Origin of the sequence: Parabacteroides sp. AF17-28, from assembly GCF_003479205.1 — a bacterium.
In the GTDB taxonomy this organism is placed as follows: Bacteria; Bacteroidota; Bacteroidia; order Bacteroidales; family Tannerellaceae; genus Parabacteroides; species Parabacteroides acidifaciens.
Genome location: NZ_QUGV01000011.1, coordinates 1 through 26,804 on the forward strand (window position 1 = coordinate 1; position 26,804 = coordinate 26,804).

Genomic DNA, 26,804 nt, shown 5'->3' on the forward strand with positions numbered 1-26,804 from the left:
TTGAGCAAAAATAATTATTTTTTGCTTTCTCCACAACTTTTCGGGGTGAGCCAAAATAATAGGATTTGATGAGAAAAACCACCGAAAATGCACAAAAAAAGCAGTCACATTTTACTGTAACTGCTTGATTTTCAGTGGAGCCACCAGGAATCGAACCGGGGACACAAGGATTTTCAGTCCTTTGCTCTACCAACTGAGCTATGGCACCGTTGTTTTGTTTAACGGGTGCAAAGGTAAACATTATTTGTTACAGTCCAAATTATTTGATGAAAAATATTCAAAGAAATTGGAGATTGGGTGGTGGGGCGAAAAAAATCACGACAGAAATGAAAAAAAACAGCAAAAGTATTTGTCGTTTAAAAATTAGTTGTACCTTTGCAGCCGTAATCAAAAACGGGATGTAGCACAGTTGGCTAGCGCGCCACGTTCGGGACGTGGAGGTCGGAAGTTCGAGTCTTCTCATCCCGACTACAAAAGAGGATATATCGAAAGATATGTCCTCTTTTTTTATTCATTTATCCCGGTAGTCAGTATCTTTACCGGAACATTCAAAAATCTTTACCCGGACATTCAAAAAACAGACATCATATGAAAATTACACAACCCCGTTTGGCAAGTACGCTGCACGAAGATATAGACATACAGGCAGCGTTAAAGAAGAACGACGAAGATTTGACCGAGTATTCTTTCAAGAGCCTGCGCATAGAAGGGCTGAAGAAAGATAATCTTTCGGTACAGTCCTGCGTTTTTGCCAACTGTAGCTTCGGAGAGTGCAGTTTCAGGAAATCACAGTTCAGCGACGTGGTTTTCAAGAACTGTGACCTGTCGAACGTCAACTTTACAGGCTGCGGCTTCCACCGGGTGGAGTTTCTCGGGTGCAAACTAATGGGAACCAATATGGCAGACGGGATATTCAATCATATCACGTTTGACGAATGCCGGGGAGAATATATGAATCTTTCGATGAGCAAGCTGCGCTATATACAATTCGTCCGCTGTAACCTCCGGGGAGCCGGAATAGAAGGATGCCAACTTACAAGTGTCACTTTTGAGGCCTGCAACCTGATCGAGGCCGAGTTCTACCGGACTTCCTTGAAAGGGATCGACCTGTCGGATTCCGAAATATCCGGCATCCGTATCAGCAGCCTTGCCGGTAGCGAACTGCGGGGCGCTTCCGTCTCTTCCTTGCAAGCACTGGATTTGGTGCGGATGTTAGGTGTCGAAATCAAGGACTGACCTCTTCTATCCGGCATACTCCGGATGGCGGTGCAGCCAGGCAACGGCATACGAACAGGTCGCCAACGGCTTCATTCCGTGTTCGATTGCATAATCATAAGCGTATTTCACTAAAGCGGCAGCCACTCCACGGCCTTCAATGGCCGGGGGAACGATTGTGTGGATAATATCCAGTTTATCGCCGGACAGACGATACTGTACAAAGGCCGTTACGCCATCCAACTTCGTTTCGAAACGATTCTTTTCGGGATAATGAGTAATTGTGTAATCCATATTTTTAATTATTTACCGGTTCAAATTCCAATGATAAAGTATCTTCTTTATTCCCTTCCGGAACGGTTTTCTCCGTCGCCTTCTTTTTACCGCGGAAGAAATTCTTCACCTTTGTAAAGAAAGTCGCGACGTGTTTAGCCGCATCCTGTTTCTTTTTGGAGACACCGACCGATTCGATCAGCGGCGGCCTGAGTATCTGCCACAAATAGTTGAAGGTGGAATGATAAGGATCTCTTATTATTGAAACATTCGAATGACGCGGATTGTTATAACCTTTCCTTGTTTTATCCGGATTATCATGTTTTAAGATGCGGTTGACAAGGCTTGTCAGGAACTTCTTGTCCGTCAGTTCCCCGTCCTTCTCCTTCAACAGGGCTGCTTTCAGATCATTATACAGGAAAAGCATCTCTACGGTTGCACCTTTGCTGGATGCTTCCGTGCTGAACGTCATTTCCCGGACATGCCCGCTCTGGACCTCGGCCGAAGCCAAAGGGACAATCAACTCATTCAAGGCCGTCAGGTCAAAACTATCCAGACGGGCATTCAACAGAAAGCGGTCGTTCAACGAATCGACAGGCAATTTCCATGTCGCAGTAAACGCCCCCTGCCCCATCAGCTTGCCGTTGGCATCCAGCCGGATGTATTGGTCCGGACGGGAAACAAGGTTCGTGAAGCCGGAAAACGTACCGTTCATATCCGTAAAGAAGAGCTTGCCGGGCGTCTTCCCCTTCTTTGCCAACTCTTCATAAACAACAGAGAAGTTCTTCACCCCTACCCGTTTGAAATCCAGTTTGACAGGCGCCTTCTGGAGACCGGAATAGATCATTGGAACGATATGCCGGGGACCCGGAATCTGCTGGTTCTTGAAGTTCTGCAACACGGCGTCCGATACTTGCACATCGTCGATCCGGAGCACTTTATCCGTGAAATAAGAAGGCAGATCGATACCGGTCAGGGAAACGCTTCCTACACTCACATCAAACCAATCCGCATGACGCGGCTGCAAATAGGCAAACTCCATCTTCGGGTAGGGAGAGACAAGACGGATATGCTCGACAAGCGCACTCGATTTAGTCAAGTCCACACCGCCCACCTGCAAAGTGTAGAAACCGTTATCTAACGGGAACACTAAGTTACGGGTTGAAAAACGGATATCATCCAGTTTATAGGAACGCCGGCGATTGTCTACCGTCAATCCTTCCACAAACAGGTTCGTCGTATCCAGCTTCTGATGCTGCAACGAATCGCTTTTACCATAATAAGCATACTGTATATTCGCATCGGTCAGGCTGAACCTGTCCAAAGAAATCTCTCCGGCGATCTTTCCCAACGTCGCATACAAATCCACTGGGGCCGCTTTCGCCTTACGGGACAAGGTATCCGGATAACGGCCGGGATAGATATCCGCAACCGGACTTTCCAACCAGATTGTCCCCAACTTCAACGACGTGCTGTCCCAGGAAATACCATCCAACGCTAAACGTCCGAGCGAAGCCGACAGTCCGCCGCCATCCGGTTTGAGCACCCGGATATCGGGCGAATCCACCTGAAACGAAGTCAGCCGTATGTTCCGGTCCGGACGCTCCGGTATGCGTTTCAACCCGCTTATACGGAGTTCGGGAGACGAAAAGCGGACGAATGTTTTTCCCTTCTGCCTGTCCGTTTCCTCGGGAAGCAATTTGATATCCTGCAATTGCAAAACGCCTTTTACAGTTGAGAACTCTCCTTTCCGGATCGAAAGGCGGTATTCTTTTCCCGGCAGGTAATTATCAAAATGGCTGAAACGAAAACCCATATCCTGGTAATCAAAGAACAGCCCTTTGCCCTTCCCCGTCTCCCGGTCCACTAAAATATCCGTGGCAAAGAAGTTAAAGTCGTTCAGTTTGTAAATGACCGGCTCGGCAGCACTTTTGTCTTCCACCGCCACATTCCCGTTATTCAGGCTCACCCGTTTAACGGAAAGATAGCGCAGGAACGGATTCAGAATTGCTTCCACATCCACCCGGCTATTCATAGGGGCCGCTGCTTTCACTTCCTTCTTATGAGAAGAAGGAGCCACCACATAATGAAGAGCCGGCCGATCGACCTTCAACAACCGGGCACTGATCCCTTTGTCATACAGCAAACCGCGAATGCCAACCGTATCGATACTGCCGGACATATAATCATTCCGGCTCCGGACCGACAACGGACGCAAACGGACCTGTTCCAGATTAAAGTCCCCGCTTTCCGTATCCAGTGCCATGCGTTTCACCGTAAACTGATGATTACGGGCTGTCATCATGCCCTCGATATCATTCGCCTCGAACGAAAAGTTGCGTGAATACCAGAGGCCATGCCGGGCTTCCGAGACGGAGTCCACCCGGAAATCGTACGCATGAAAGTCGAAGTTTGCCAGTTTATAAACCTCTACTTTATCTTTTACGGCAAGGGAATATTGCAGCTTCGCCTTCTCGATCCCGATCGTCCCGATGGAAACGGAATGCAGGACCGGAGAGATCACATCATATAGCGACAGGGAATTTACGAGGGAATCTGTTTGCACGGGCTGGCTTTCATCCGCCAGATTAAAGGCCTGTATATCCGAAGACGTAATATCGAACGAGCGTGCAGTCAGGTAGTTCAGTGCATTTTCGCGCCGGAATTGTATCCCCCGCACCTCGACTGCCCTGATCAGGGCATCCAGATAGCTGTCCGGCCGCCGCCGGCTTTTCTCCCACAATTCGCCTTGCGGGGTAAGACGGATATCGGAAATAGAGATAACCGAATCTTCCGTACTCAACAAGATACGCTCCGTTTGCAGGCGGAAGTCATTGTTCGTCAGCAGCGTCTGGGGCTGGTTGGTAATAAAGTCGAAGTTATCGCAATAAAGAAGTTTCCCGCTTTCGGACGAGTTCTCATCCAGCCGGAAACCATACGCATGGAAACTCACATTCGTCAATGCATATATTATAGGTAAGGCGGGATTCTGGACGGAATAGGAAACGCTGGCATTTTCGAGGTTGAGCCTGCGAACCGTTAATTCATTAATATAAGGAGAGATCACCTCATACAAAGTCTTGGCTTTCGGCTCTTTCTTCACCTTCACCTCGGTCCGTGCCGAATAATACGGGCTGAACACCTGTATGTCCGGTTGCCGGATTTCAAACGAATCGAAATGCAACTGTTTGTAACTCCACCGCCAAGTCAGGTTCACCCCTTTAAAGTCAATCATGCCGACCTGTGCCATTACATAGACAGAAGGCAGGCTGTCCTTCTTTTCCCAATTCCGGAAGACTGCCGGTTCGGGAAACAGCTTCACCCCTTCGAGCATCAACTCTCCTTTGAAGAAGCTGATGGAAAGATTATCGAAGGAAAGGGTATAAAAGCCATCCGTCGCCTCCGCCGTCCGGTGAATCAGTTCCTTGCGCAGGTAGCGTTCAAGGCGTTTGGTCAGATGAAGATTCAGCAGGAAGAATCCGGCAGTCAGCAACAACGCGACTCCCAGCATATACCCTATAACTTTCTTCGTCTTCCCCATAAAACTGCAATTTAACTCTGTCTATATAAATCAACAAAATAAACAGAGTTAAGTTGCAAAAGGCTGTAATTACCTTTCAGTCTTCAAACAAGCCTTTTATCTCTTTATCGAAGTCCGATTCGAACAGACGATCCTGAACGATACGATACTTCTCGAACTCTGCTTCGGCATGCATCTTCGCCGCCTCCGCGCTGATATGTCCACCATCGGTCAGAAGCTGGCGATCGTCTAATTGTAGGAAGCGGTCGATATGTGTCGCCCAATCCTCCATCGTCATGGGAATATGCCGTTTAGCGCGGCTTTCCGCCAGGTCAAGAAAAGCATTGACCAGATGCCCCATTTCGTCCAGCTCATTTTCCCGAAGATAGTTCTTTGCAATGCTAACATCGGTCTTCACAATCTTTCCATTCGGGCTGTTTTCCCACGTAGTCAAGCCCATGTGCTCCTTGCCGGCGTCTGCGCGCGACATGATTAACTCGGCCGCCGTATGCCCGTGAATGGCGTAATGCATCTTGTTCTGTACCTTCTTAAAGAACAGACGGGTGGTCGGCGCATCCCTGTTGTAGTCGATGCTGGTCGCATAGATATCGGTCACCTTCTGATAGAAACGCCGTTCGCTCAAACGGATCTCCCGGATCTCGGCCAGCAGATGCTCGAAGTAATCTTCCCCGATAAAAGAACCGTTCTCCATCCGTTTCTTATCCACCACATAGCCGCGAATGGCAAACTGGCGGAGCACGGAAGTACACCATTGCCGAAACTGGGTGGCACGAATAGAGTTGACGCGGTAGCCGACAGAGATGACGGCATCCAGATTATATATATCGACATTACGAGAAACCTGCCGGCTGCCCTCTTGTTGAACTATTAAGTTTTTCTTAATAGTTGCTTCCTGCTGCAATTCACCTTGCTCATAGATATTCTTCAAATGCTGGTTAATAGCAGGAACGGAAACGTCAAACAACGTAGCCATCGCCTTCTGCGTCAACCAAAGCATCTCATCCCGGTAAAGCACCTCCACTCCTTCTTCTTTATTCTGAAGCTGGAATATCAGGAACTCCGCCGTGCTGTTACGGATCTGCAACTTCTTGTTTTTATCTTCATTCTCCATTTTCCGTACTGCTTTCTTTCTGTTTCGCCAGCCCGTATTGTGCGTTCGAGCGATAGCCCAAACGTACGATTTTTCCTTCTTCCCGCAACTCCCCGAGGTCTTTCAAGGCCATATATTTGGAGCAACCGTTCAAGCCACGGCAGGATGAAGACGAGATCGTCTCGTTCGCCTGCAGGTAGTTCAGGATATTCGCTTTCCGCTTGTCGGCGGATAAACCTTTCAGGCGGCTTTTCTCTCCGGAACGCTCCACTTCCATGTGCTTCAATTCCCTACGCAACTCTTTGGCGCAACGGAACACCACTTTGTTAAACTGTACGTGCTTCGGCTTGATGTCCTTCTCCTCCATAAGCGCCGGGCATTTCATCGAGACCGTAAACGTGCCGAGCCCTTCCAACTCGATAATCGCTCCGTGCTTCAAGCCGGTTGCCAGGCGATTCTTCAAGGCTTCCAACATTCCTTTCACGTCAGCCGTACTGAAAGAGCAGCTATCCGATATGTATTCGGCCAGTTCTTCCGTGCGAATGATACGTTGGTTCACTAAACGGGCGTGCAAGGTGGGTTTTCCATTTTTTCCTTCTTCGCCGGGATTTTTAAATAGGCTGTATTGTGCCGTCATCTGCTGTGTTTTTTTGTTTTTCCTGCTTCCTGATTTTGCTCACCCTGCTTCCGTTTACAGGAAGCGTCCATGCAATCCTTGTTCGACCCGGGTCGGACAGCTGTCCGACGGGAGTCAAACAGCTGTTCGACGAGGGTCAAACAACTGTCCGACCTTCGTCGAACAAGGATTATATGAAACTAAATCTATATTACGTCCGAGTGGATGCTATTTTTCATCCCTACTCACGCAAATTTACTGCGCAGCCCACCGCTTCAAAGTCGGGAAGAACTCTTTCATGCCTGCAATCGCCTGTTCTTTTGTGAGGGCAAGGCCTGAACCTTTATTGAACTCGCTTACAAACTCCGCGCAGTGCATGATCATCTCATCCATCGTGCAATCCGAAGTGAAGGCACCGTCCTTATAGCAATAGCAGCAATACTCGTCGTTCTTGCTCCCGTCGCTATTCGTCCCCATCTCTTCGGGGGTTTGCAGTGGCATACCACAACTCTGACAAAACTTCTTTTCCATGACAATTAACTTTAATGGTTTATCTACTTTAATACTTAAAGCCTCTGTTTACGGCCCTGTCCCCAAACATTCTTGTCCCCGCGCTTGACGCGGGGCCGCAAAGGCACAAGCCCTATCAATCAATTCTTTAAACGGCCGGTTCTGATGCGTTCCCGCGTCAAGCGCGGGAACGAGGTTCTTTTGGTTCCCCAAACACCCTTTCCTGGCTCAACAAATATAGACAATCTATATGGACTGCGCGTCATCCAATCTTGCCAAAATATTTGTTTATTCCAGGAATTATCGCGAAAATTGCAAGAGCATTTTGTTACTGCCGGTAAAAACTTACCGCAGTGGCACCCAAGAGAACCGATAAGATTGTAATTTACTAAACAAAAGAATAATGGGAAAAGTAGTTATCAACTCGTATGCAGACTTTGAAAAGCTGGTAGGCCAGCAGATCGGGACATCCGATTATATCGAATTGACACAGGAACGTATCAACCTTTTTGCCGACGCGACGCTGGACCACCAGTGGATTCATGTGGATGCAGAACGCGCCAAAGTGGAAAGTCCGTTTCACAGCACAATTGCGCATGGCTATCTGACATTGTCGCTTCTTCCGCACTTGTGGGACCAGATTATCGAGGTGAATAACCTGAAGATGATGATTAATTACGGTATGGACAAGATGAAGTTCGGCCAGCCTGTCCTGACCGGCCAGAGCATCCGCCTGACCGCCAAGCTCCAGACGTTATCCGACCTCCGCGGGGTCGCCAAGGCAGAGATTAAATTTGCCATCGAAATCAAGGACCAGCCGAAGAAAGCATTAGAAGGCATTGCTATCTTCCTGTACTATTTCAAATAAGCGAACAAGTATATGAATAAATCAAAATGGGCCGCAATAGCCCTTTGTGCAGGTATTGCCTTTTCCTGTTCACCCGGAATATCGGAAGTCAAAGGTGTCATTACCGATGCTACGATGAACACGCTGACGATCGTTTCAGGGGAAGGCGACACCCTGTCTTTCAGCACACTGGACGCCAAAAGAGAAGTAATGGACGGGATTTTGCTCGACGACACGGCGACTGTCTATTTCCAGGGAAAATATAGCTTCGGGATGAGTGCGCAAAAGATTGTTGTCGTACCTAAAGAGAGGAACAAGGTCGGTGGCGACCGGGACGAACATGGTTGCATCGGCTCGGCCGGCTATGAATGGAGCGAAGTATTGCAGGATTGCATCCGTATTTTCGAGAAGGGGACACGGCTGCAAGCGGTCGAGGGCGACCGGTCCGTTTTCATCGTCTTCAGCCCGGACTCTTCCAAAGTAGAATTGTTTTTCTCTTCCGGGGACAGGAGCGAGATATTGGACAGACGCTCGCTTCCGGCCGGCGGATATGCCTGGAACGTAGAAGATGACGACACAAAGAACCTGCGCCTCGTCGACGGACACTGGACGATCAGCCAACGCGGGCAAACGATTTATCGTCAAATCGGCAACGATTTACCCAGCCGGTAAATCCAGCCGGTCGAGAGACGATGCCACAGAGAAGAGGGAGTTTCTTCCAGAAGCACGTCTGTACGAAATTCGCGCAAGATCAGCCAGTCGGCCTGTTTGACCCAATGGGCAAAAGAGGTATTCGGCTGATGAGTCTGGGAAAGGCGGAGCAGAGCATCCAGGTCGAACTGTTCCGAGACGACGCCAGCTCCGGACAGAGTGGCATCGAATGCGTTGCAAGCCTGCTCGATATGCGTCGGAACCATCAGGACCGGTTTGCCTAAATACATGGCTTCGCAGACAGACTCGAAACCGGCAGTCGTGGCATAGGCTTTCGCGCCTGCCATATAGCGGACAAACAGGGTGTCGTTTAATTGGTGGAAGGAAAGGTGGTTATCCACTTTTACTTCGGGGCGGACATCCTTTTTATCCCAGAATATATGCAATTTGACGGCAGGATGGGCCTTGTGCCAGAATCGTATCTCTTCGCTAAACCCACTATTCAGCAGATAGCCATGCAAATAATCCCCGTTTGTCGGCGTCACTTCTAAAACTTCCCTGCGCAAAAGAGGAGGGACAACGACGATGCCTTCGGACGGAACTTCACGCATCTTGCGGAAAGACAGGGCCAGCTTCTTCGCCGCGCCGATAGCTGTGATCCGGGTAAAGAACTTTAACGAGGCAAGCGACAACCGGCTTTCTTTCGGGAAGACGAAATCAGGATGCAGGAATAAATACTGGTGCGCGATGCAGACCATCAGGGCTTTCGGACGGAAGAAGAGATAAGTCAGTCCGGTTAGTAGCTCGTAGAAGTTTACGACGACATCCGCTTCGGTCTCTTTTATCATCCGGTTGATATAGCGGATGCCGGACATATACCGATGTGACCGGAGCACATTATAAATCACGCTCTTAGCCAAATTGACCTGTTTATTCTTTGCGGAAGGCAAGAAGTTGGGGCTTTCAAACAGATAGACAGGAGCTTCAATCTTTTCAAAGAAAAAGTCGGGAAGGCGGCGGACCGGACTTTTGCCTACCAGGACGCCAATAATCTGATGCCCTTCGCCTGTCAGTTTCTGACGAAGAGAAAGCGCCTGGGTCAGATGGCCGCGCCCTTCACCTTGTATGATAAATAGTATTTTCATATTACTTCGGCATAAAGCAGGTTAGAGGATTGTGTTTCTTCCTGTCCATATTCCTCCTTGCTGTAGGAAACGATATTCCATTCTCCCTGCTCATTCTCGATAAGAGCCGTAAGGCTTTCGACCCAGTCGCCGGAGTTCAGATAATGGATATTGCCGTACCATACATTTGCAGCCTGGTGGATATGTCCGCAAATAATACCGTCCAGCTTCTTCACTTCAGCCAGCTTGACCAGTTCTTTCTCAAAGTCGGAGATATAAGAGACGGCGCTTTTCACCCGGTGTTTGACGTGTTGGGAAAGTGAGAAGTAAGGCTTTCCGGCCTTTTCCCTCCGCAGGTTGTATATCCGGTTCAGCCAGAGCAGGAACGTATAACCCATATCGCCGAGCATAGCCAACCAGCGCATATTGGTCGTGATCGTATCGAAAATATCGCCGTGCGTCACTAAGTAACGCTTTCCGTGGCTGTTCAGGATATAATCTTTTACGATAATAAGATTCGAGAATGAGAAAGGAACCAGGTTATCCAGGAAGTCGTCGTGGTTGCCGCGAACGTAAACGATCTCCGTTCCCTGCTTCTCCATCATCTTCATCAGGACTTTAAAGAAATCGGTATGCTGTTGTTTCCAACGGCGTCCCGGCTTTTGAAGTTGCCAGCCGTCGATGATGTCTCCATTCAGTATCAGGCGGTCACAATTGACGTGTTTAAGGAAATTAGTCACTTCTGTAGTCCGGGAATGCTCGGAACCCAGGTGAATGTCCGACAGGACAATAGTTGGATAGTACTTTCTTAGTTTCATGTTGTCTTTATTAACACGATACAAAAAAAGCCACTTCCTGTTACAGCACGACAACAGAGCTATTAAAAAACAATGAAGGCCACTCCTTCACAGGGGCAGCCTTCATACAATTTATAGAAAATCCAAATCAATCTTCCGCCTGAGTTGCCTCGTAAGCTTTTAACAGCTTATCCTGAACATCCGACGGAACCAGTTCATAGCTGGAGAACTTCATCGTAAACGAAGCACGTCCACCTGTGATGGAACTCAAGGATGTCGAGTACGTAGACATCTCTTTCAAAGGCACTTTAGCCAACAGCTTTTCGTAGCCTTTTTCGCTATTCATACCCATGATAATGGCGCGACGTCCCTGTAAATCACTCATCACGTCGCCCAGATAATCAGCCGGCACTGAAACCTCTACATCATACACGGGTTCCAGGATCTTGGGACCGGCTTCTTTAAAGGCAGTGCTGAAAGCATTACGGCCGGCCAGCATGAAGGAAATTTCATTACTGTCTACCGGGTGCATCTTTCCGTCGTAAACGATGATGCGCACGTCACGGGCATACGAACCAGTCAACGGTCCCTGCTCCATACGGGCCATAATACCTTTCAGGATAGCCGGGAGGAAACGGGCATCGATGGCTCCACCGACGATACTGTTTATAAATACTAACTTTCCACCCCAATCCAAATCTACCACTTGCGTATCACGTACGCTGATTTTAAACTCTTGTCCGCCGAAACGATACATATCCGGTGCCGGCATGCCTTCGTAATAAGGCTCGACAATCAGATGTACTTCACCGAACTGGCCTGCACCACCGGATTGTTTCTTGTGACGGTAGTCTGCACGGGCGGCTTTCGTAATCGTTTCACGATACGGGATCTTCGGTTCGAAGAACTCGATCGGCAATTTATCGTTGTTCTCGATTCTCCATTTCAATGTGCGGAGGTGGAATTCTCCCTGACCGGAAATAATCGTCTGTTTCAGTTCTTTGGACTGTTCGATTACCCATGTCGGATCTTCTTCACGCATACGCATCAGGATTTCCATCATCTTTTCCGCATCCGATTCGTTCACCGGCTTGACAGCGCGACGGAACTTCGGTTCGGGATATTTAATGAAGTCGAAACGATAGTCACATCCTTTGCCGTTCAAGGTATTGCCACGGCGTACTTCTTTCAGCTTGACTGTCGCTCCGATATCGCCGGCAACCATTTCCGACACCTCGTTACGGGTCTGTCCGGCAACCGAGAACAACTGTGCGATACGTTCTTTCGAACCACGGTCGGCGTTCAGCAAATCGTCTCCTGCTTTTACTTTACCTGATATCACTTTAAAATAAGAAACCTGGCCGATATGCGGCTCTACGGTCGTTTTGAAGAAGAACAGGCTTGTCGGACCGTTAGAATCCGGTGTTACTTCCACTCCTTCGGTTGTAACCGGGCGCGGCATTTTGTCCGTACACGGAACAACATTACCCAGGAACTCGAGCGTACGGCGCACGCACATATCGCGGCCTGCACACACACAGAATACCGGGAACATTCCACGGATCACCAATCCGGCACGGATACCGGCACGCATATCGTCTTCGCTCAATGTACCTTCTTCAAAGAACTTCTCCATCAACATATCGTCGTGCTCTGCGGCCGACTCTACCAATGCGCGGTGAAGCTCCATCGCTTTATCCATTTCTTCCGTCGGGATGTCCAGTACTTCAGGAACACCGCCTTCGGGTTTCCAGCGATACATCTTCATCTTCAGCACGTCTACGACTGCATTGAAAGATGCTCCCGTAGATACGGGATACTGGATAGGAACAATCTTGCCGCCCCACTGGTCGCGCAATTGAGAGATTGTTCCGTCATAATCAGCCTTGTCGTTATCCAACTGGTTCACCACGAAGATAACCGGCTTATGGAATTGTTCTGTATACCGGAACTGGTTGATTGTTCCGACCTCCACTCCGTACTGTGCGTTCAGCACCATCAGAGCGGTATCTGTCACGTTCAAAGCGGAAACCGCCCCGCCGACAAAATCATCCGAACCCGGACAATCAATAAAATTCAGCTTTCTATCCTGCCATTCTACACTGAAAACGGTCGAGAACACCGAGTAACCATACTCCTTCTCAACCGGGAAATAATCGCTCACAGTGTTTCCGGAATCAACACTTCCGCGACGTTTTATAACTCCACCCTCGTAAAGCATCGCTTCAGCGAGAGTGGTTTTCCCAGAGCCCGAACTTCCCAAGATAGAGATGTTCTTAATTTCGTTTGTTTGGTATACTTTCATGATATCAAGGTATAAATTTGTGTTTAACAATAAAGATTGCTCCCGCAAACCCTTTATTCACGGGACCGCAAATTAGATATTGTAAAGGAGAAAAGCAATTCAAGGCCCGGTGTTTGAGAACTATGTTGTTTAGCAGTTCGAAGATAACAAGCGGAAAGAAAAGGAGATAATAAAAACTTACTCTTAAGAAAAAGGAGAATATGTTTGTCCATATGTTACTTTTAAGTTACCTTTGTCCAAACTAAAAACCATACAACTATGGAAAGATTTAGATCAATAACTGTTTACAAAAACTATTTTGAAGACTTTCTAAGGTCTCAGGACGAGAAAGTCCAAAATAAGATCTATAAAATATTAGAGATCATAGAAATGCAGCAATACATACCTTCGCAATACCTCAAATATATTAAAGGTACGCAAGGTTTATACGAAGCTCGCATTCAATTAGGCAGTAATATATGGAGAGTTTTTTGTTTCTTTGAGAATGACAAGCTCATTATCCTCTTAAACGGATTTCAAAAGAAATCACAAAAGACTCCTACGTCAGAAATAGAAAAAGCAAAACGACTAATGAAGGAATACTTTAAAGAAAGGAGAATGACAGATGGAAAATAACATAAAATCATGGAATGAAATAAAAGATGACGTATTCGGTAAAAAAGGTACGACACGCAGAGACGAGCTCGACAGGGAAGTGGAAACCTTAAAAATAGGGTTGCTACTTAGAGAAGCCCGTTTAAAAAAGACGATGACTCAAGAAGATCTGGCACATATACTAAACAAAAAACGCAGTTATATTTCACGTATAGAAAACGACACAAGCAATATAACCCTCAAAACTCTTTTTGATATCGTTGAAAAAGGATTAGGCGGTAAAATAAAACTAAGTATAGAACTATAAGTGGCAGGTTTATACATTCACATTCCCTTCTGCGCCAAACGGTGCCTGTATTGCGACTTCTTTTCCAACACGGATATGAGGTTCAGGGAGCCGTATGTCGATGCCGTTATCCGGGAAATGGAGCTGCGGCAGGAATACATCGGGCAGGAACCGCTCGAAACGATTTATTTCGGGGGCGGCACGCCTTCGCAACTCCAAGCCGGCGACTTCAAACGGATATTTGATGCAGCCGCCCGACTATTCGATACGACCGGTTGCCGGGAAATCACCCTCGAAGCTAACCCGGACGACATGACACCGGAATATGTAGCCTCTCTCCGCGACCTTCCATTCAACCGCGTCAGCATGGGCGTCCAGAGCTTTCAGGAGAAAGACCTCCGCTTCCTGAACCGCCGCCACGACCGCGAGCAGGCGCTCCGTGCCGTCGATCGCTGCAAAGAGAACGGTATCCGGAATATCAGCATCGACCTGATATACGGCCTGCCGGGACAGACTCCGGACGAATGGGAAAGCAACCTGGACGAAGCCATCCGGTTGGACATCCCGCACATCTCCGCTTACCATTTAATATATGAAGAAGGGACAGCCCTCTACAAACTGCTGGAAGCCGGAAAAGTCACCCCGGCGGAAGAAGAACTGAGCGTATCCCTTTTCTCTACATTAATAAATAAGCTGACCGATGCCGGATACCTCCATTACGAGATTTCCAATTTCGCACGGCCCGGCAGCTTCTCCCGGCACAACAGTTCCTACTGGACAGGCAAGAAATATCTGGGCATCGGCCCCTCCGCCCATTCCTATAACGGGGAAAGCCGGCAGTGGAATGTCTCCTCCCTCCCGCTCTACCTGAAAGCAATCGCCTCCGGTACGCCCGACGTCGAGATAGAAAAGTTGGACCTCAACACCCGGTACAACGATTTCATCATTACCGGACTGCGTACCATGTGGGGCATCCGCCTTAGCGACATTCGGGAGCAGTTCGGAGAAGAAAAACAGGCCTACCTCGAGCACCAGGCCGCCGCTTATCTGCGCCGGGGACTGATTATCCGTGAAAACGACACCCTGACCCTCTCGAAAGAAGGAATCTTCATTTCCGACGGCATCATGAGCGATCTTTTATGGGTATGACGGTATATTGCAGCCAATTGACAAAGCCATTAAATTACACCAAACCGCCTGTTTTTACAACGAACCGGAGGGTTATGCGTACATTTTCTGCACATTTTTACTATTTTTGAGAATAAAATTAACCAACATATTAAACTATTCTCTATATTTGCCCCAACAAAAGACAGTAAGTAGTGCCATATTTATACATGATATCGGGGTGCAACGGGGCAGGAAAAACGACCGCCTCCTTTACAATTCTTCCAGAGATGTTGAAATGTAAGGAGTTTGTCAATTCCGACGAGATTGCCAAGGGGCTTTCCCCTTTTAATTCTGATAGTATCGCGGTAGCCGTAGAAGCCAGTCGGATTATGTATAAGCGTATTAAGGAACTAATCGCCGCAGGCGAAACATTTGCGATGGAAACTACACTGGCCACCCGTTCAGGCGCAAACCTGATCAGGGAAGCACAAAGGGAAGGGTATTATGTGACATTGTTGTATTTCTGGCTGAATACGCCGGATCTGGCAGTGGAACGGGTTAAAATGAGAGTGGCCGCCGGAGGGCATAACATTCCGGAGAGTACTATCCGCAGGCGTTATGAAGCGGGTATACACAATCTCTTTGAACTATATATCCCCATTTGTGACTATTGGATGATTGCAGACAACTCGATGTCGCCGATGGAAGTAATCGCTAAAGGCTTCAAGAGTGATAAAAAAGAGATATATAATTCGGATATTTATACAAAACTTGAGCATCATGAGTGAACAAGAGGTTAGAGAATTTGAAGAGAATATAGTTAAAGGTGCCAACATCGCTTTCCAGCGATTAGTAAACCAGAAAAAGAAAGAAGACGGCGAATTAGTCTTCTCGCGCAACGGATACATCTTCCGTGTAAAGGCAGCTGATTTAGAAAAAGGAATGTTTTAACTATTAATCGAAAAATACAGGGGAGGCTGATGAATATGATTCGTCAGCCTTTTTTGTGCCCGCCCGCTTCCGGTTCCGAATTATATGATTACTTTTGGATGCAGACGAGAAAGTATAATAACAGATATGGAAAACATCAAAGTTACAGGCGCTTACGAAAACAACCTCAAACATATATCATTAGAAATACCCAAGAAGCAGATCACCATCTTCACCGGGGTTTCCGGTTCCGGGAAATCTTCTTTAGTATTGGACACGATCGCGGCCAGCTCACGCCGGGAACTGAACGAAACGTTTCCCAGCTTCGTCCAGCAATACCTGCCCAAATACGGCCGGCCACATGTGGACCGGATAGAGCATCTCCCGGTAGCTATCGTGATAGACCAGAAGAAGCCCGCTCCGAACGCCCGTTCGACGGTCGGGACCTATACGGACATCTATTCGCTGCTCCGCCTGCTGTTCTCGCGGGTCGGCAAACCGTTTGTCGGCTACTCCGACACCTTCTCTTTCAATCATCCGCAGGGACGATGCCCGCGTTGCGACGGATTGGGCGAGGTGCGCGAACTGGACGTCCACAAGCTGGTCGACTTCAACAAATCGCTGAACGATGAAGACACGATCCACTACGTGGCCTTCCACCGTGGCGGATGGAGATGGATCCGTTATGCCTGTAGCGGCCTGTTCGACCTGGACAAAAAGATTAAGGATTACACGCCGGAAGAGCTGCAACTCTTTCTCTATTCCCCGCAAATCCGGCTCAAGAACCCGCCGGCCGACTGGCCGCGTACCGCCAAGTACGAAGGATTAGTCAACCGTATGTACCGGAGTATCATCAATTCCGAAGAAGGAAAGTTGCATCAAAAGCTGCTGGAACCTATGGTGACAATGGGTATCTGCCCGGATTGCGAAGGTACACGACTGAACCGGACAGTACTCTCCTGCCGCATCGGAGGAAAGAATATTGCGGAAGTCACGCGCTTAGCTATTCCCGACATCCTGAACTGGCTGCAGGAAATCGACGACCCGCTGGCCGGCGACCTGAAACAGGCCATCACCAACCGCCTGTCCGCCCTCGAAGAAATCGGCTTAGGATACCTCACACTCGACCGCAATATGGGAACTCTTTCCGGCGGCGAGGCGCAGCGTTGCAAGATCGCCAAGTATATCAACTCCGCCTTATGCGACATGCTGTATGTGCTCGACGAGCCCAGTGTCGGTCTGCATAGCCATGACATCCGCCTGTTGAAAGCCTCCGTGCGGAAACTGCGGGACCACGGTAACACAGTGCTCCTTGTCGAACATCATAAGGAGATGATCCAGATAGCCGACCACATCGTCGACATGGGGCCCGGCTCCGGTATGGACGGCGGTAACATCCTGTATGAAGGCAGTTACGAAGGACTGCTGAAAAGCGGTACGCAGACCGGACTGATGATCGCGGAAAAGTCGCCGTTGAAAGCGGAAAACCGCACCCCTTCCGGTTGGTTTACCCTCGAACATGCAAAGGAACATAACCTGAAAGACCTGACCGTCCGCTTCCCCTTAGGTGTCTTCGCCGTCATAGCAGGTGTAGCCGGTTCGGGGAAAAGCTCCCTGATGGAATGTTTCCGCAACACCTGCGAGGAAGAGGTTATCTACATCAGCCAGAAGAATATCGGAATCAGCCTGCGCTCCACCCCTGCCACCTATATCGGTGTGGCTGACGACATACGCAAACTATTCGCCCGGAAGAGCAAAGCCGGACTTAGCATGTTCACCTTTAACGGAAAAGGAGGCTGTCCGGTATGCGGAGGGAAAGGTGTCATCGTCTCGGACATGGCCTTTATGGATTCGATTGAGACTGTCTGTGAAGCCTGCGGCGGCTTGCGCTATTCACCGGAAGCCCTTCAGTACAAAGTAGACGGACTGAATATCGCCGAAGTGATGGACCTGACCGTACGGAAAGCCTCCCTACGTTTCGCCGGGACCGGGATCGAGCAGAAACTACGCCCCCTGATGCAAGTCGGACTGGGCTACCTGCACCTCAACCAAGCCCTCTCCACCCTCTCCGGCGGAGAATTGCAGCGCGTCAAACTGGCCTCCTACCTGGACAGCAACGGCAAGATATTTATCCTGGACGAACCCACCGACGGCCTTCACGTAAAAGACATCCGCCAGATCATCAGCCTCTTCGATTCGATGGTCGAACAGGGCAACTCCGTCTTCCTGATAGAGCATAACCTGGATGTCCTGAAAGCGGCGGACTACGTCATCGAGTTAGGCCCAGGAGGCGGACAAATGGGCGGTGAACTGCTCTACTCCGGCACTCCCCGGGAGATGCTCTCGTGCAGGCGTTCCATCACTGCCGAATATTTAGAAAAAGAGCTGCCGACCCTCTGAAAAAAACGTCGGCGGCTTTCTCCGAAAACGTAGGCATCGCTTTCGGAAAAGGTAGGCATCGCTTTTGAAAGGAATAGGCATCGCTTCCCGGCAACATCCAAATCTTAAAATCCGCAGACTGCAATGAAAAGATTCGCGGTTTATTGCAGGGGAATGAACAAATCTATACATTTGCTGAAATTCATGCAATATAATATCTTATGAAAGCACTAAAACTCATCGGTCGAATAGTAGCAGTTATTGTCATCCTTATAGGTCTGGCATTTATCGGACTGATCGTTTACGCCAAGTATTTCTATTCTTCCGAGGTGGAAATAGAAAGGCATTACATGTCCGAACTGCCGCTTTCGCCAGATCAGTATCCAGAAGACTTCGCCGAGATCAGCCAAATAGTAAAAAGGAACTACTCCCTCTACGAGTCCAAGCATATCGATATCGATGCCCTTTCCGCCTCCTATGCCGAACGGATCGGGAAGTTATCCACCGGAGAAGAATATGGGAAAACGCTGTGGGAATACTTCGCGGATTTACGCGTCGCACATGCCTATGTTTACTTTAAAGAGTACCGGACAAGGGCTTTCCCGGCTTATATCGACGACACACTTTTCGTGGATAAGCCGGACACGTACCTGCAACGGTCAGGATTCAACGATAAAGACCGGATCATCGCTGTCGACGGGACGCCGATCAAGGAGTGGATGGATCGGAACGAGAAGTATATATCGGCCTCGACACCGGAATACAAACGTTTATTCACAGCCCGCAGCCTCTTCAAAAGCTTCACCGACACGGTAAAGACCTACACCGTTTGCCGCGGATCCGACACACTTAATCTGCAACTCGTCTTGCAGCCCCAAGATAACATTCCGGTTGCCGACCGGCGGAAAACATCCTGGAAAATCCTGAACGACAGCATCGGATATCTGGAAATAAACTCCATGATGAACGGAGTGATGGAGGAGTTCGCTGAAGATTACCCGAAAGTAAGACACCTGCCTTACCTGATTGTCGACGTCCGCCGAAACGGAGGTGGGAACAGCGGTAACGGACGGGACCTTTGCCGCTACCTGATACGAAAGGAACAACCTCACTGTCTGGGACGTCATCCGATGATTCCGATGGAAGATGCTTATCAAGGGAAGATCCTCTTATTGACAAGCACCTTCACCTGTTCCGCCGCCGAAAGTTTCGTTATCGACATGAAGGAGAGCGGCAATGCCCTCCTGATTGGTGAACCGACAGCCGGAGACACAGGTAACAATCCCCGGACGTTCAAAACGTCCCATGGCACCAGCTTCCGTATCCCAACTGCCCGTCCCGACGTTTCCCCGAAAGGTTTTCCGCTGGAGGGAATAGGCATCGAGCCCAATTATATCGTCAAGCAAACGGTATCGGACTACATGGAAGGACGAGACACACAGCTGGAATTTGCCCTGGACTGTATCCGGCAGGGACGCTGCTTATAGCTTCTCCGGCATATACTTCCAGAAGCGGGCGGGCATGTGTTGACGATGGAGCTTCGGGTTAAGGCGTTCCTTTATGGCGATGGATTTGAAGTAGGTTTTCCACATCTGCTGGAACAGTTTTTCGTCGGCATCCATGAGTTCTTCGCTGAGCAGGCCGGAAAGCAGGTGGGCTTCTTTCTCTTCAAAACGCACTTCCGTCGTTTCCTTCAAGTCGTAATAGTAGCCGTACTCACGTTGCAGGTCGTAGATCAGCCAGCACTGGTCGGCAAAGCGGTCCGTCAGGTGGCTAAGCGTAAGTGGCAGGACGTTGTATATTGGTTTGACGGCAGCAAAGAAAGTACCGTCTGCCGCCTTCTGGAAACGCAGGAACTGCATGACACGCAGGCGCTCGTTCGTCACCTTCTTCCAGATTTTAGCGACTTCCAGCACATCGGGATCGCCAAAGTTCAGCTCGATCGTGCGGGGAGCGTCAATCGCTTTCCGGATATAGCGGAAAAGCAGCAGGTCCGCCTCCGGCAATTCGGACAGCCACGTGACGGTTATCACGGACAAGGCTGTCGCAGATATCTTCTTTTGCAACCCTTTCCAGACACGGTCGACCTTGGCATCGTCCGTATAGATTGTCACCGCCTCATCGTAGAACAAGGGAAAAGGCTCCCCCTCCGCCAGCAACAGATCCGGGAAACTGCGGCGGGAATAGGCATCGAAGACGGCAGTGAGCAGCCCTTCGAATGTTTTATCGTACACAAAGATTGTCATGGTTCATCCTGGAATTGAAGGATAAGCTGGCGATCGTCCTTCTTCTTCCGTCCCGCTTTCCGGACAAGGAGTTGGCGGACGGCTTCGGGCGACACTTCGTTGATTGTCCGTATCGGCAGCTCATGGCAGGTGATGAAATACTGGGCTTTCTTCATCACGACACCGATCTTCTTCAATTGTTCCGTCCCTAAGCGGGAATAACGGCGGGAGACAACGATCAGTTTTGCCGACTTCACACCGATACCGGGCACGCGGAGCAGCATCTCGTAGTCCGCCTTATTGATATCGACCGGGAACTGTTCCGGATGACGCAATGCCCAGCCGAGTTTCGGGTCGACCTCTAAGTCCAGGTCGGGATAGGCATCGTTCACGATCTCATCCACCTTGAACTGATAGAAGCGGAGCAGCCAGTCCGCCTGATAAAGACGGTTCTCACGCACCAGCGGCAGTTGTTTCAGGGCCGGCAGCCGGTTGTCATATTCGTTGACGGGGATAAAGCCGGAGTAGTACACGCGCTTCATCGTCGGACGCTGATAGAGGGCGGACGAGAGGCGGAGGATGTCTTTGTCCGAATCAGAAGTGGCACCGACGATCATCTGCGTACTCTGTCCGGCCGGTACAAAACGCGGGGCGTGCCGGAAACGCTTCCGTTCTTCGGCACTCTGCAAAACACCTTGCTGGATGTAGCGCATCGGCTGGAAGACGCTCTGAAAGTCCTTTTCGGGAGCCAGCAAACGGAGGCTTTTCTCGTTCGGGATCTCGATGTTCACACTCATACGGTCGGCGTAGAGGCCGGCTTCGTTCACCAGTTCCTGACTGGCTCCGGGAATACTTTTCAGATGGATATAGCCGTTGAAACGGTAAACCGTCCGCAGGTCTTTCACGACGCGCACCAGGCGTTCCATCGTATAATCGGCATTGCGCACCACTCCCGAACTCAGGAAAAGCCCTTCGATATAGTTACGGCGGTAGAACTCGATGGTGAGATTCACCAACTCGGTAACCGAAAGCGTAGCGCGGGGAATATCGTTACTGCGGCGGTTGATGCAGTAGGCACAGTCGAAGATGCAGTAGTTCGTCAGCATGATCTTCAGGAGCGAGATGCAACGGCCGTCCTCGGCAAAGCTATGGCAAATGCCCCATCCCGCCGCACTTCCTATCGCGCCGCTCTTACTCTTGCGCGACGTTCCGCTGGAAGCGCAAGATACATCGTACTTGGCCGACTCCGCCAGCACTTTCAGTTTATCGAGCACTTTATCATCCATAATTTTCTATTTTCGGGAGGCGACAGCCGGTTTCCTTTCAGGAACAAAAATAAGAATAATCTTTGAAGAGAAGAAGGATTATTTGGATGTTACCATTTAGTTCTTTACGTTTGTCTTAAAAATGAATATGATGAACACCGACTACCTTCAGCTCGTAGAGCTTGCCACCCGGGCGCCCTCGGGACATAACACCCAGCCCTGGCTTTTCCGCATCGGCGAAAAAGAAATTACAATCCTGCCGGACCTGACAAAAGAACTTCCTGTTGTCGACAACGATCGCCGGGAGTTATACATCAGCTTAGGATGCGCCACAGAGAACCTTTGCATAGTAGCCTCGGCCGCCGGTTACCGGACGGAAGCCAGCATAGAAGCACCGGCCGAACAACCTGCCGCCATCCATATCAGCCTTGAGAAGTCGGCAGACGTCCTTCCCTCCCCGCTTTATCCGGGCATAGAGAAACGGCAGACAAACCGGAGCGTCTACAACGGGCAGGCAGTCCCGGAGAAAAGCCTCGAAGCATTGACCGCTATCGCTGCTGAACCGGGCATCTACTTTCACCTTTGGAAGAACGGTACCAAAGAGTTTAACGCCCTGAAAGCACTTATCCTAAAAGGAAACGACAGCCAAATGAATGACCCTGCCTTCAAAGAGGAACTGCAAGTCTGGATGCGTTACAACAAAAAACTTTCGGAAGCGACACGCAACGGACTGAGTTATGCCGTCTTCGGCGCCCCGAACCTGCCGGCATTCCTGTCGAAAGCAATCATGGGTTCATTCCTCAACAGCACTACCCAGAACAAAGGAGACAGGAAGAAGATCGCCTCATCCTCCCACTTAGTTCTTTTCACAATCCCCAACAACACCGTCGAAGAATGGATCGGCTTGGGCAGAACCCTGCAACGCTTCCTGTTGACAGCCACACAGGAAAACATCGCTGCCGCTTTCCTCAACCAGCCTTGCGAGGTAAAAGAGTTAGCGGAGGAGATACGGCAGGAGCTGCCTATTAATAAAGAATATCCGGCATTGTTGTTACGGATCGGGTATGCGAAGGATATGCCTTATTCATTAAGACAGGATATAAAGGAGGTAATAACAGAGGGGAATAAGAAGTAAATGATGATTTATGTGTTACTTTTGGCTTGATCCAAAAGTAACCAAAAGATCAAGGCTTAACCGTCCGGGCTACTTCGGGTAAAGGCTACGCTGTCGCCTGCGAAACTCGCTTCGCTCAAACAGCGCAGGCTCCTGTCGCTTCGCCTTTACTCTCCGCTTGACGCCCGTCCGCTTAGGCCTTTCCGAGAAAGCTCCGCTTTCTTTTGGGATTGCCGACACCGCCTGCTCTTATGCGGCCCCGTGTCAAGCACGGAGACAAGGATAGTTCCCCTGTTCCCACACTCGATGCGGGATCGCAAAGGGACAACCGGTATTACAATCCTCAACAGAGCCGTTAGGCTCTACCTCCGGCCTAAGCTGGTGAGCGTTAAGCGCAGAGACCGCAGTGAGCGTCCGGAGCGTCTGCTGTTTGAGCGAAGCGAGTTTCAGACGCGACAGCGAACGAAGGGAACGAAGTAGCGAAGCAGGTTCGGCCTTGATCTTTTGGTTACTTTTGGATCAAGCCAAAAGTAACAGATAAATCAGCATTTATATCATTCCGGGAATGTATCCAACCGACCAACCATCTTCGACGGATCCACCCATTCGTCAAACTCTTCGGCCGTCAGCAGCCCCGACTCGACAGCAGCCTGTTTCAAGGTTTTATTCTCCTTGAAGGCTTTTTGGGCGATGGAGGCGGCTTTGTAATAACCGATCTTCGGGTTCAGGGCGGTGACCAGCATCAGCGAATCGTCGAGATGCTTCTTTATGTTCTCCTTCACCGGTTCGATACCGACGGCGCAACGGTCGTTAAAGCTAATACAGCCTTCGCCTATCAGCCGGGCACTGTGCAGGAAGTTATAAATAATCATCGGCTTGAACACATTCAGTTCGAACTGCCCGCTCGCACCACCGACCGAGATTGCCACATCGTTTCCCATCACCTGGGCGGCAATCATCGTCAAGGCCTCGCACTGCGTAGGGTTCACTTTTCCCGGCATAATGGAGGAGCCCGGCTCGTTCTCCGGCAGATGAATCTCACCAATACCGGCACGCGGTCCCGAACTCAGCATACGGATGTCATTCGCAATCTTCATCAGGCTGACAGCAACCTGCTTCAAGGCACCATGCACCTCCACGATCGCGTCGTGCGAAGCAAGCGCCTCGAACTTATTCGGCGCCTTCACAAACGGTTGTCCCGTCATCTCCGAAACCCGTTTCGACACGCATTCGTCAAAGTTAGGAGGCGTATTGATACCTGTTCCGACTGCCGTCCCTCCGATCGCCAGTTCCGCCAAATGCGGGAGAGCGTTTTTAATCGCCCGTATGCCATGTTCCAACTGGGAGGCATAACCACTGAACTCCTGGCCCAATGTCAGCGGGGTCGCATCCATAAAGTGCGTACGTCCGATCTTGACGACAGGCATAAAGTCGCGACTTTTCTTCCGGAGCGTCTTGAGCAGTTTCTCCAGGCCGGGAAGGGTGACTTCTTTCACCATGATATAAGCGGCAATGTGCATAGCCGTCGGAAACGTGTCATTCGAAGACTGCGACTTGTTCACATCGTCATTGGGAAGCAGCACCTTTTCCTTATCCGTCAGTTTGCCGCCGTTCAGGACATGGGCCCGGTTGGCAATTACCTCGTTCACGTTCATATTGGTCTGCGTGCCGCTACCGGTTTGCCAGACAACCAACGGGAACTGGTCGTCGAGCTTGCCCGCCAATATCTCGTCGCAGACACGCCCGATCAGTTCGCACTTCTCAGCCGATAAAACGCCCGCGTCCTTGTTTGCCAGAGCCGCCGCCTTCTTCAGGTAAGCGAACCCGCGTATCACCTCGATCGGCATGCGGTTAATATCCCGGGCAATCTTGAAATTGTCCACACTGCGTTGTGTCTGCGCGCCATAATAAGCATCGATGGGGACTTTTACCTCCCCCATCGTGTCTTTCTCTATCCGATATTCCATAAAAAGTTCATTTTAATTGTCTTCTTTATATAGAACCGGACTCAGATTGAATTGTTTATACTCCTTCCTTATATATGAATAAGAAAGGATAAAGAGCAATAACACATGCACATGGTCCGCAGTCCAGTAAACCGCCAACGACATCCCCGGAAAGCCGGACAATAGTAACAGATACCCGACATAGCCGGCAATCGTAACCAACTGGAAAGCAAAAGCCGTCCGGGTATGCCCCGTTCCGATCACCGCATTGCAGTAAATATAACCGGGAATCGCCAGGAAGTAATTCGTCAACATCACCAGATAAGGCCAGAAAGCCCCGTCAACCAAAGACGCCTCGTTCGTATAAATACCCAATACAACAGTAGGAAAGAGCAGAGCCAGCAACACAAACGGCGTCCCGATCCCATAGCTCAACCACATCACTTTCCGGCAGAGCGACATCACCCGCCCCCGTTCTCCGGCCCCGATCAAGTTACTGACCAATGCACTTGTCGTCGTCGCAAACGAGTTCATGATAACAAAGAATATGGTAAAGACATTCCGGATGATGTTGGCAATCGCCAACTGGCTCTCCCCCAAATGTTCGATGACCACAAAGAAATAGAACCAGGGAATCACACAAACAAAAGAGCGCACCATCGTCCACACCGACAAACGGGACAACTGCCGCAAGAGGGCGAAACGAAACACAGGCTTCAGGCCGAACCGCTTCCAGTCCACCTTCTTCCAGACATACACACTAAAGAACAACAGCGAGAATCCCTCCGCCAGCGAAGAGGCGATCGCCGCCCCCGAAATCCCCAATGCCGGAAACCCGAAACGACCGAAGATCAGGATATAGTTGAGCGCCACATTCACCAGTACCATCAACACCGAGTTCACAATCAACACTTTCGTCTTCGTAATCCCGACAAAGAAAGAACGGAACGCCAATACCGGGAATGCAAAGAACAGCCCGTAGTTACGCCACCGGACATAATCGACAACCGCCTGCCAGACAGCATCGGATGCAATCATCCGGCGAAGCAGGAAAGGAGAAAGAAATTCGGACAGCAGGCATAACGCCAATGCCAGCGCCAGCAGGAAATACTGTCCCTGCCAGAACACTTCGCCCGTTTCAGACAGCCGTCCCTCGCCATTCTTCCGTGCGACAAGTACCTGTATGCCCAACCCAAAGCCAAAGCCCAGCATATAAATCGCCAGATAATACATACACGCCAAAGCCGAAGCTCCTAACTCAACCTTGCCTACCCGTCCCAGACACACGGCGTCTGTCATGTTAATCAATTGTTCCATCAGCAGGCTCATCATCACCGGATAGTTGATGAGCCAGATTTGTTTATAAGAAAAGTTCATAATTCAACTTAAAGGATGCGTCCGGACACACCTCCGCAAGGGAAGGCATCCCGACTAATGAATAAATATAATTGCATAGAAATTCGTACCCTGTATATGTATAGGATAGCGTACAAACAGGCAGGAAGTATCTTTGCCTGTTATGTCAGTGTGGAGACGCTATATACAGAGTTGGTGTTTCATAAGTTGAATCAATTCGTTTTACAGTTCACAAGGCAAATGTAAAACTTTTCCGGTAACAATATCCCTCCGGCGGCAGAATTATTACGGTTTATATTTCTCCGCCCATTCGAGGACCGTCGGACTTTTCACCTCTACGCCGTACTCTCGTGCTTTTAATAGAATCCGGTAAGCCAAGAGAGGCTTGTCCGTTTCGGAGGCGTAGCGGAAATAGGCTTCTGCCGCCCGGACGTGGGCCGCATCGGGCATCGGGAACTCACGGGTTTCGGGAATGCCAAAATCCGAAGAAGGGAGCAAGTCCCTTTCTTCGGTTGTCAGTTTATCGCTAAGATGTCTGCTTGTCGTTTTCATAATCGTCTGCGTTTAAATAAAGATGCTATGTAAACAACCAACCCGGCAAAAGGCTCAGCGAATCAGGATAAATCAAGA

At 49.6% G+C, this 26,804-nt stretch carries 24 protein-coding genes and 2 tRNA genes; 12 read left to right on the forward strand and 14 right to left on the reverse strand.

Annotated elements, in window-relative coordinates:
- Nucleotides 1-135 precede the first annotated feature (135 nt).
- Nucleotides 136-208 (reverse strand) — tRNA-Phe (locus DWW90_RS09585).
- Nucleotides 209-394: 186 nt separating this feature from the next.
- On the opposite strand from DWW90_RS09585, the gene DWW90_RS09590 reads away from it, so the two are divergent.
- A tRNA-Pro gene (locus DWW90_RS09590) sits at nucleotides 395-468 on the forward strand.
- Between the two features lie 120 nt (nucleotides 469-588).
- Nucleotides 589-1,236 (forward strand): pentapeptide repeat-containing protein, encoded by a 648-nt coding sequence (locus tag DWW90_RS09595; RefSeq protein WP_122344832.1) that lies wholly within the window; start codon nucleotides 589-591, stop codon nucleotides 1,234-1,236.
- A 6-nt stretch (nucleotides 1,237-1,242) separates the two neighbouring features.
- Here the strand turns inward: DWW90_RS09595 and DWW90_RS09600 are convergent, their stop codons facing one another.
- From DWW90_RS09600 to DWW90_RS09620, 5 genes are all read right to left on the reverse strand, one after another.
- On the reverse strand, nucleotides 1,243-1,509 hold the full coding sequence (locus DWW90_RS09600; protein ID WP_115498046.1) for a GNAT family N-acetyltransferase: 267 nt from the start codon (nucleotides 1,507-1,509) through the stop codon (nucleotides 1,243-1,245).
- A 4-nt stretch (nucleotides 1,510-1,513) separates the two neighbouring features.
- The gene (locus tag DWW90_RS09605) at nucleotides 1,514-5,029 is read right to left on the reverse strand and encodes a DUF748 domain-containing protein (RefSeq protein ID WP_122344833.1); all 3,516 of its coding nucleotides are present in this window, start codon (nucleotides 5,027-5,029) and stop codon (nucleotides 1,514-1,516) included.
- Nucleotides 5,030-5,105: 76 nt separating this feature from the next.
- The gene (locus DWW90_RS09610) at nucleotides 5,106-6,140 is read right to left on the reverse strand and encodes a virulence RhuM family protein (protein ID WP_122344834.1); all 1,035 of its coding nucleotides are present in this window, start codon (nucleotides 6,138-6,140) and stop codon (nucleotides 5,106-5,108) included.
- Nucleotides 6,130-6,756, reverse strand: coding sequence for an HU family DNA-binding protein (locus DWW90_RS09615; protein WP_122344835.1), 627 nt, complete (start codon nucleotides 6,754-6,756; stop codon nucleotides 6,130-6,132). Before DWW90_RS09615 ends, DWW90_RS09610 begins: the two co-directional genes overlap by 11 nt.
- 234 nt (nucleotides 6,757-6,990) lie before the next feature.
- Nucleotides 6,991-7,266 (reverse strand): zinc ribbon domain-containing protein, encoded by a 276-nt coding sequence (locus tag DWW90_RS09620; RefSeq protein WP_115498042.1) that lies wholly within the window; start codon nucleotides 7,264-7,266, stop codon nucleotides 6,991-6,993.
- Nucleotides 7,267-7,648: 382 nt separating this feature from the next.
- On the opposite strand from DWW90_RS09620, the gene DWW90_RS09625 reads away from it, so the two are divergent.
- Nucleotides 7,649-8,113 (forward strand): MaoC family dehydratase, encoded by a 465-nt coding sequence (locus DWW90_RS09625; RefSeq protein WP_115498041.1) that lies wholly within the window; start codon nucleotides 7,649-7,651, stop codon nucleotides 8,111-8,113.
- Nucleotides 8,114-8,125: 12 nt separating this feature from the next.
- A complete protein-coding gene (locus DWW90_RS09630) occupies nucleotides 8,126-8,764 on the forward strand; it encodes a hypothetical protein (protein WP_122344836.1) in 639 nt (212 codons plus the stop codon).
- On the opposite strand, the gene DWW90_RS09635 is transcribed toward DWW90_RS09630, so the two are convergent.
- From DWW90_RS09635 to DWW90_RS09645, 3 genes are all read right to left on the reverse strand, one after another.
- Complete coding sequence (locus DWW90_RS09635) at nucleotides 8,734-9,888, reverse strand: glycosyltransferase family protein (protein WP_122344837.1); 1,155 nt, start codon at nucleotides 9,886-9,888, stop codon at nucleotides 8,734-8,736. The two genes, DWW90_RS09630 and DWW90_RS09635, sit on opposite strands and share 31 nt — an antisense overlap.
- The gene (locus DWW90_RS09640; RefSeq protein WP_122344838.1) at nucleotides 9,885-10,685 is read right to left on the reverse strand and encodes a UDP-2,3-diacylglucosamine diphosphatase; all 801 of its coding nucleotides are present in this window, start codon (nucleotides 10,683-10,685) and stop codon (nucleotides 9,885-9,887) included. The genes DWW90_RS09635 and DWW90_RS09640 overlap by 4 nt, the downstream gene beginning before the upstream one ends.
- A 127-nt stretch (nucleotides 10,686-10,812) precedes the next feature.
- On the reverse strand, nucleotides 10,813-12,969 hold the full coding sequence (locus DWW90_RS09645; protein ID WP_122344839.1) for a translation factor GTPase family protein: 2,157 nt from the start codon (nucleotides 12,967-12,969) through the stop codon (nucleotides 10,813-10,815).
- A 258-nt stretch (nucleotides 12,970-13,227) separates the two neighbouring features.
- Here DWW90_RS09645 and DWW90_RS09650 point away from each other — a divergent pair, with 258 nt between their 5' ends.
- The 7 genes from DWW90_RS09650 to DWW90_RS09680 all read left to right on the forward strand — a co-directional run bounded on the left by DWW90_RS09650 (nucleotide 13,228) and on the right by DWW90_RS09680 (nucleotide 19,755).
- Nucleotides 13,228-13,584, forward strand: coding sequence for a type II toxin-antitoxin system RelE/ParE family toxin (locus DWW90_RS09650; RefSeq protein WP_115498036.1), 357 nt, complete (start codon nucleotides 13,228-13,230; stop codon nucleotides 13,582-13,584).
- Entirely contained in the window at nucleotides 13,574-13,870 is a 297-nt protein-coding gene (locus tag DWW90_RS09655) for a helix-turn-helix domain-containing protein (protein ID WP_122344840.1), read from the forward strand. The genes DWW90_RS09650 and DWW90_RS09655 overlap by 11 nt, the downstream gene beginning before the upstream one ends.
- Nucleotides 13,871-14,998 (forward strand): radical SAM family heme chaperone HemW, encoded by a 1,128-nt coding sequence (gene hemW / locus DWW90_RS09660; protein ID WP_122344841.1) that lies wholly within the window; start codon nucleotides 13,871-13,873, stop codon nucleotides 14,996-14,998. It abuts the gene before it with no gap.
- Between the two features lie 173 nt (nucleotides 14,999-15,171).
- Nucleotides 15,172-15,747 carry a zeta toxin family protein gene (locus DWW90_RS09670; protein WP_233547697.1) on the forward strand — a complete coding sequence of 192 codons (576 nt, stop codon included), beginning with the start codon at nucleotides 15,172-15,174 and terminating at the stop codon, nucleotides 15,745-15,747.
- Nucleotides 15,740-15,910 carry a hypothetical protein gene (locus DWW90_RS20635; RefSeq protein ID WP_005637232.1) on the forward strand — a complete coding sequence of 57 codons (171 nt, stop codon included), beginning with the start codon at nucleotides 15,740-15,742 and terminating at the stop codon, nucleotides 15,908-15,910. Before DWW90_RS09670 ends, DWW90_RS20635 begins: the two co-directional genes overlap by 8 nt.
- Before the next feature lie 126 nt (nucleotides 15,911-16,036).
- Nucleotides 16,037-18,289 (forward strand): excinuclease ABC subunit UvrA, encoded by a 2,253-nt coding sequence (locus DWW90_RS09675; protein WP_199662189.1) that lies wholly within the window; start codon nucleotides 16,037-16,039, stop codon nucleotides 18,287-18,289.
- Nucleotides 18,290-18,489: 200 nt separating this feature from the next.
- On the forward strand, nucleotides 18,490-19,755 hold the full coding sequence (locus tag DWW90_RS09680; protein ID WP_122344843.1) for a S41 family peptidase: 1,266 nt from the start codon (nucleotides 18,490-18,492) through the stop codon (nucleotides 19,753-19,755).
- Here DWW90_RS09680 and DWW90_RS09685 read toward each other — a convergent pair.
- Nucleotides 19,750-20,514 (reverse strand): TIGR03915 family putative DNA repair protein, encoded by a 765-nt coding sequence (locus DWW90_RS09685; RefSeq protein ID WP_122332924.1) that lies wholly within the window; start codon nucleotides 20,512-20,514, stop codon nucleotides 19,750-19,752. The genes DWW90_RS09680 and DWW90_RS09685 overlap by 6 nt on opposite strands.
- Complete coding sequence (locus DWW90_RS09690; RefSeq protein WP_122344844.1) at nucleotides 20,511-21,779, reverse strand: putative DNA modification/repair radical SAM protein; 1,269 nt, start codon at nucleotides 21,777-21,779, stop codon at nucleotides 20,511-20,513. Before DWW90_RS09690 ends, DWW90_RS09685 begins: the two co-directional genes overlap by 4 nt.
- Nucleotides 21,780-21,906: 127 nt before the next feature.
- Here DWW90_RS09690 and DWW90_RS09695 point away from each other — a divergent pair, with 127 nt between their 5' ends.
- Nucleotides 21,907-22,893, forward strand: a complete 987-nt coding sequence (locus tag DWW90_RS09695) for a nitroreductase (RefSeq protein ID WP_233547699.1) — start codon at nucleotides 21,907-21,909, stop codon at nucleotides 22,891-22,893.
- 533 nt (nucleotides 22,894-23,426) lie between these two features.
- Here DWW90_RS09695 and fumC read toward each other — a convergent pair.
- The 3 genes from fumC to DWW90_RS09720 form a co-directional block, all read right to left on the reverse strand.
- The gene (gene fumC, locus DWW90_RS09705) at nucleotides 23,427-24,839 is read right to left on the reverse strand and encodes a class II fumarate hydratase (protein ID WP_122344846.1); all 1,413 of its coding nucleotides are present in this window, start codon (nucleotides 24,837-24,839) and stop codon (nucleotides 23,427-23,429) included.
- Nucleotides 24,840-24,851: 12 nt separating this feature from the next.
- A complete protein-coding gene (locus DWW90_RS09710; RefSeq protein WP_122344847.1) occupies nucleotides 24,852-26,195 on the reverse strand; it encodes an MATE family efflux transporter in 1,344 nt (447 codons plus the stop codon).
- 264 nt (nucleotides 26,196-26,459) lie between these two features.
- Nucleotides 26,460-26,726, reverse strand: a complete 267-nt coding sequence (locus DWW90_RS09720; protein WP_115498025.1) for a hypothetical protein — start codon at nucleotides 26,724-26,726, stop codon at nucleotides 26,460-26,462.
- Nucleotides 26,727-26,804 lie beyond the last annotated feature (78 nt).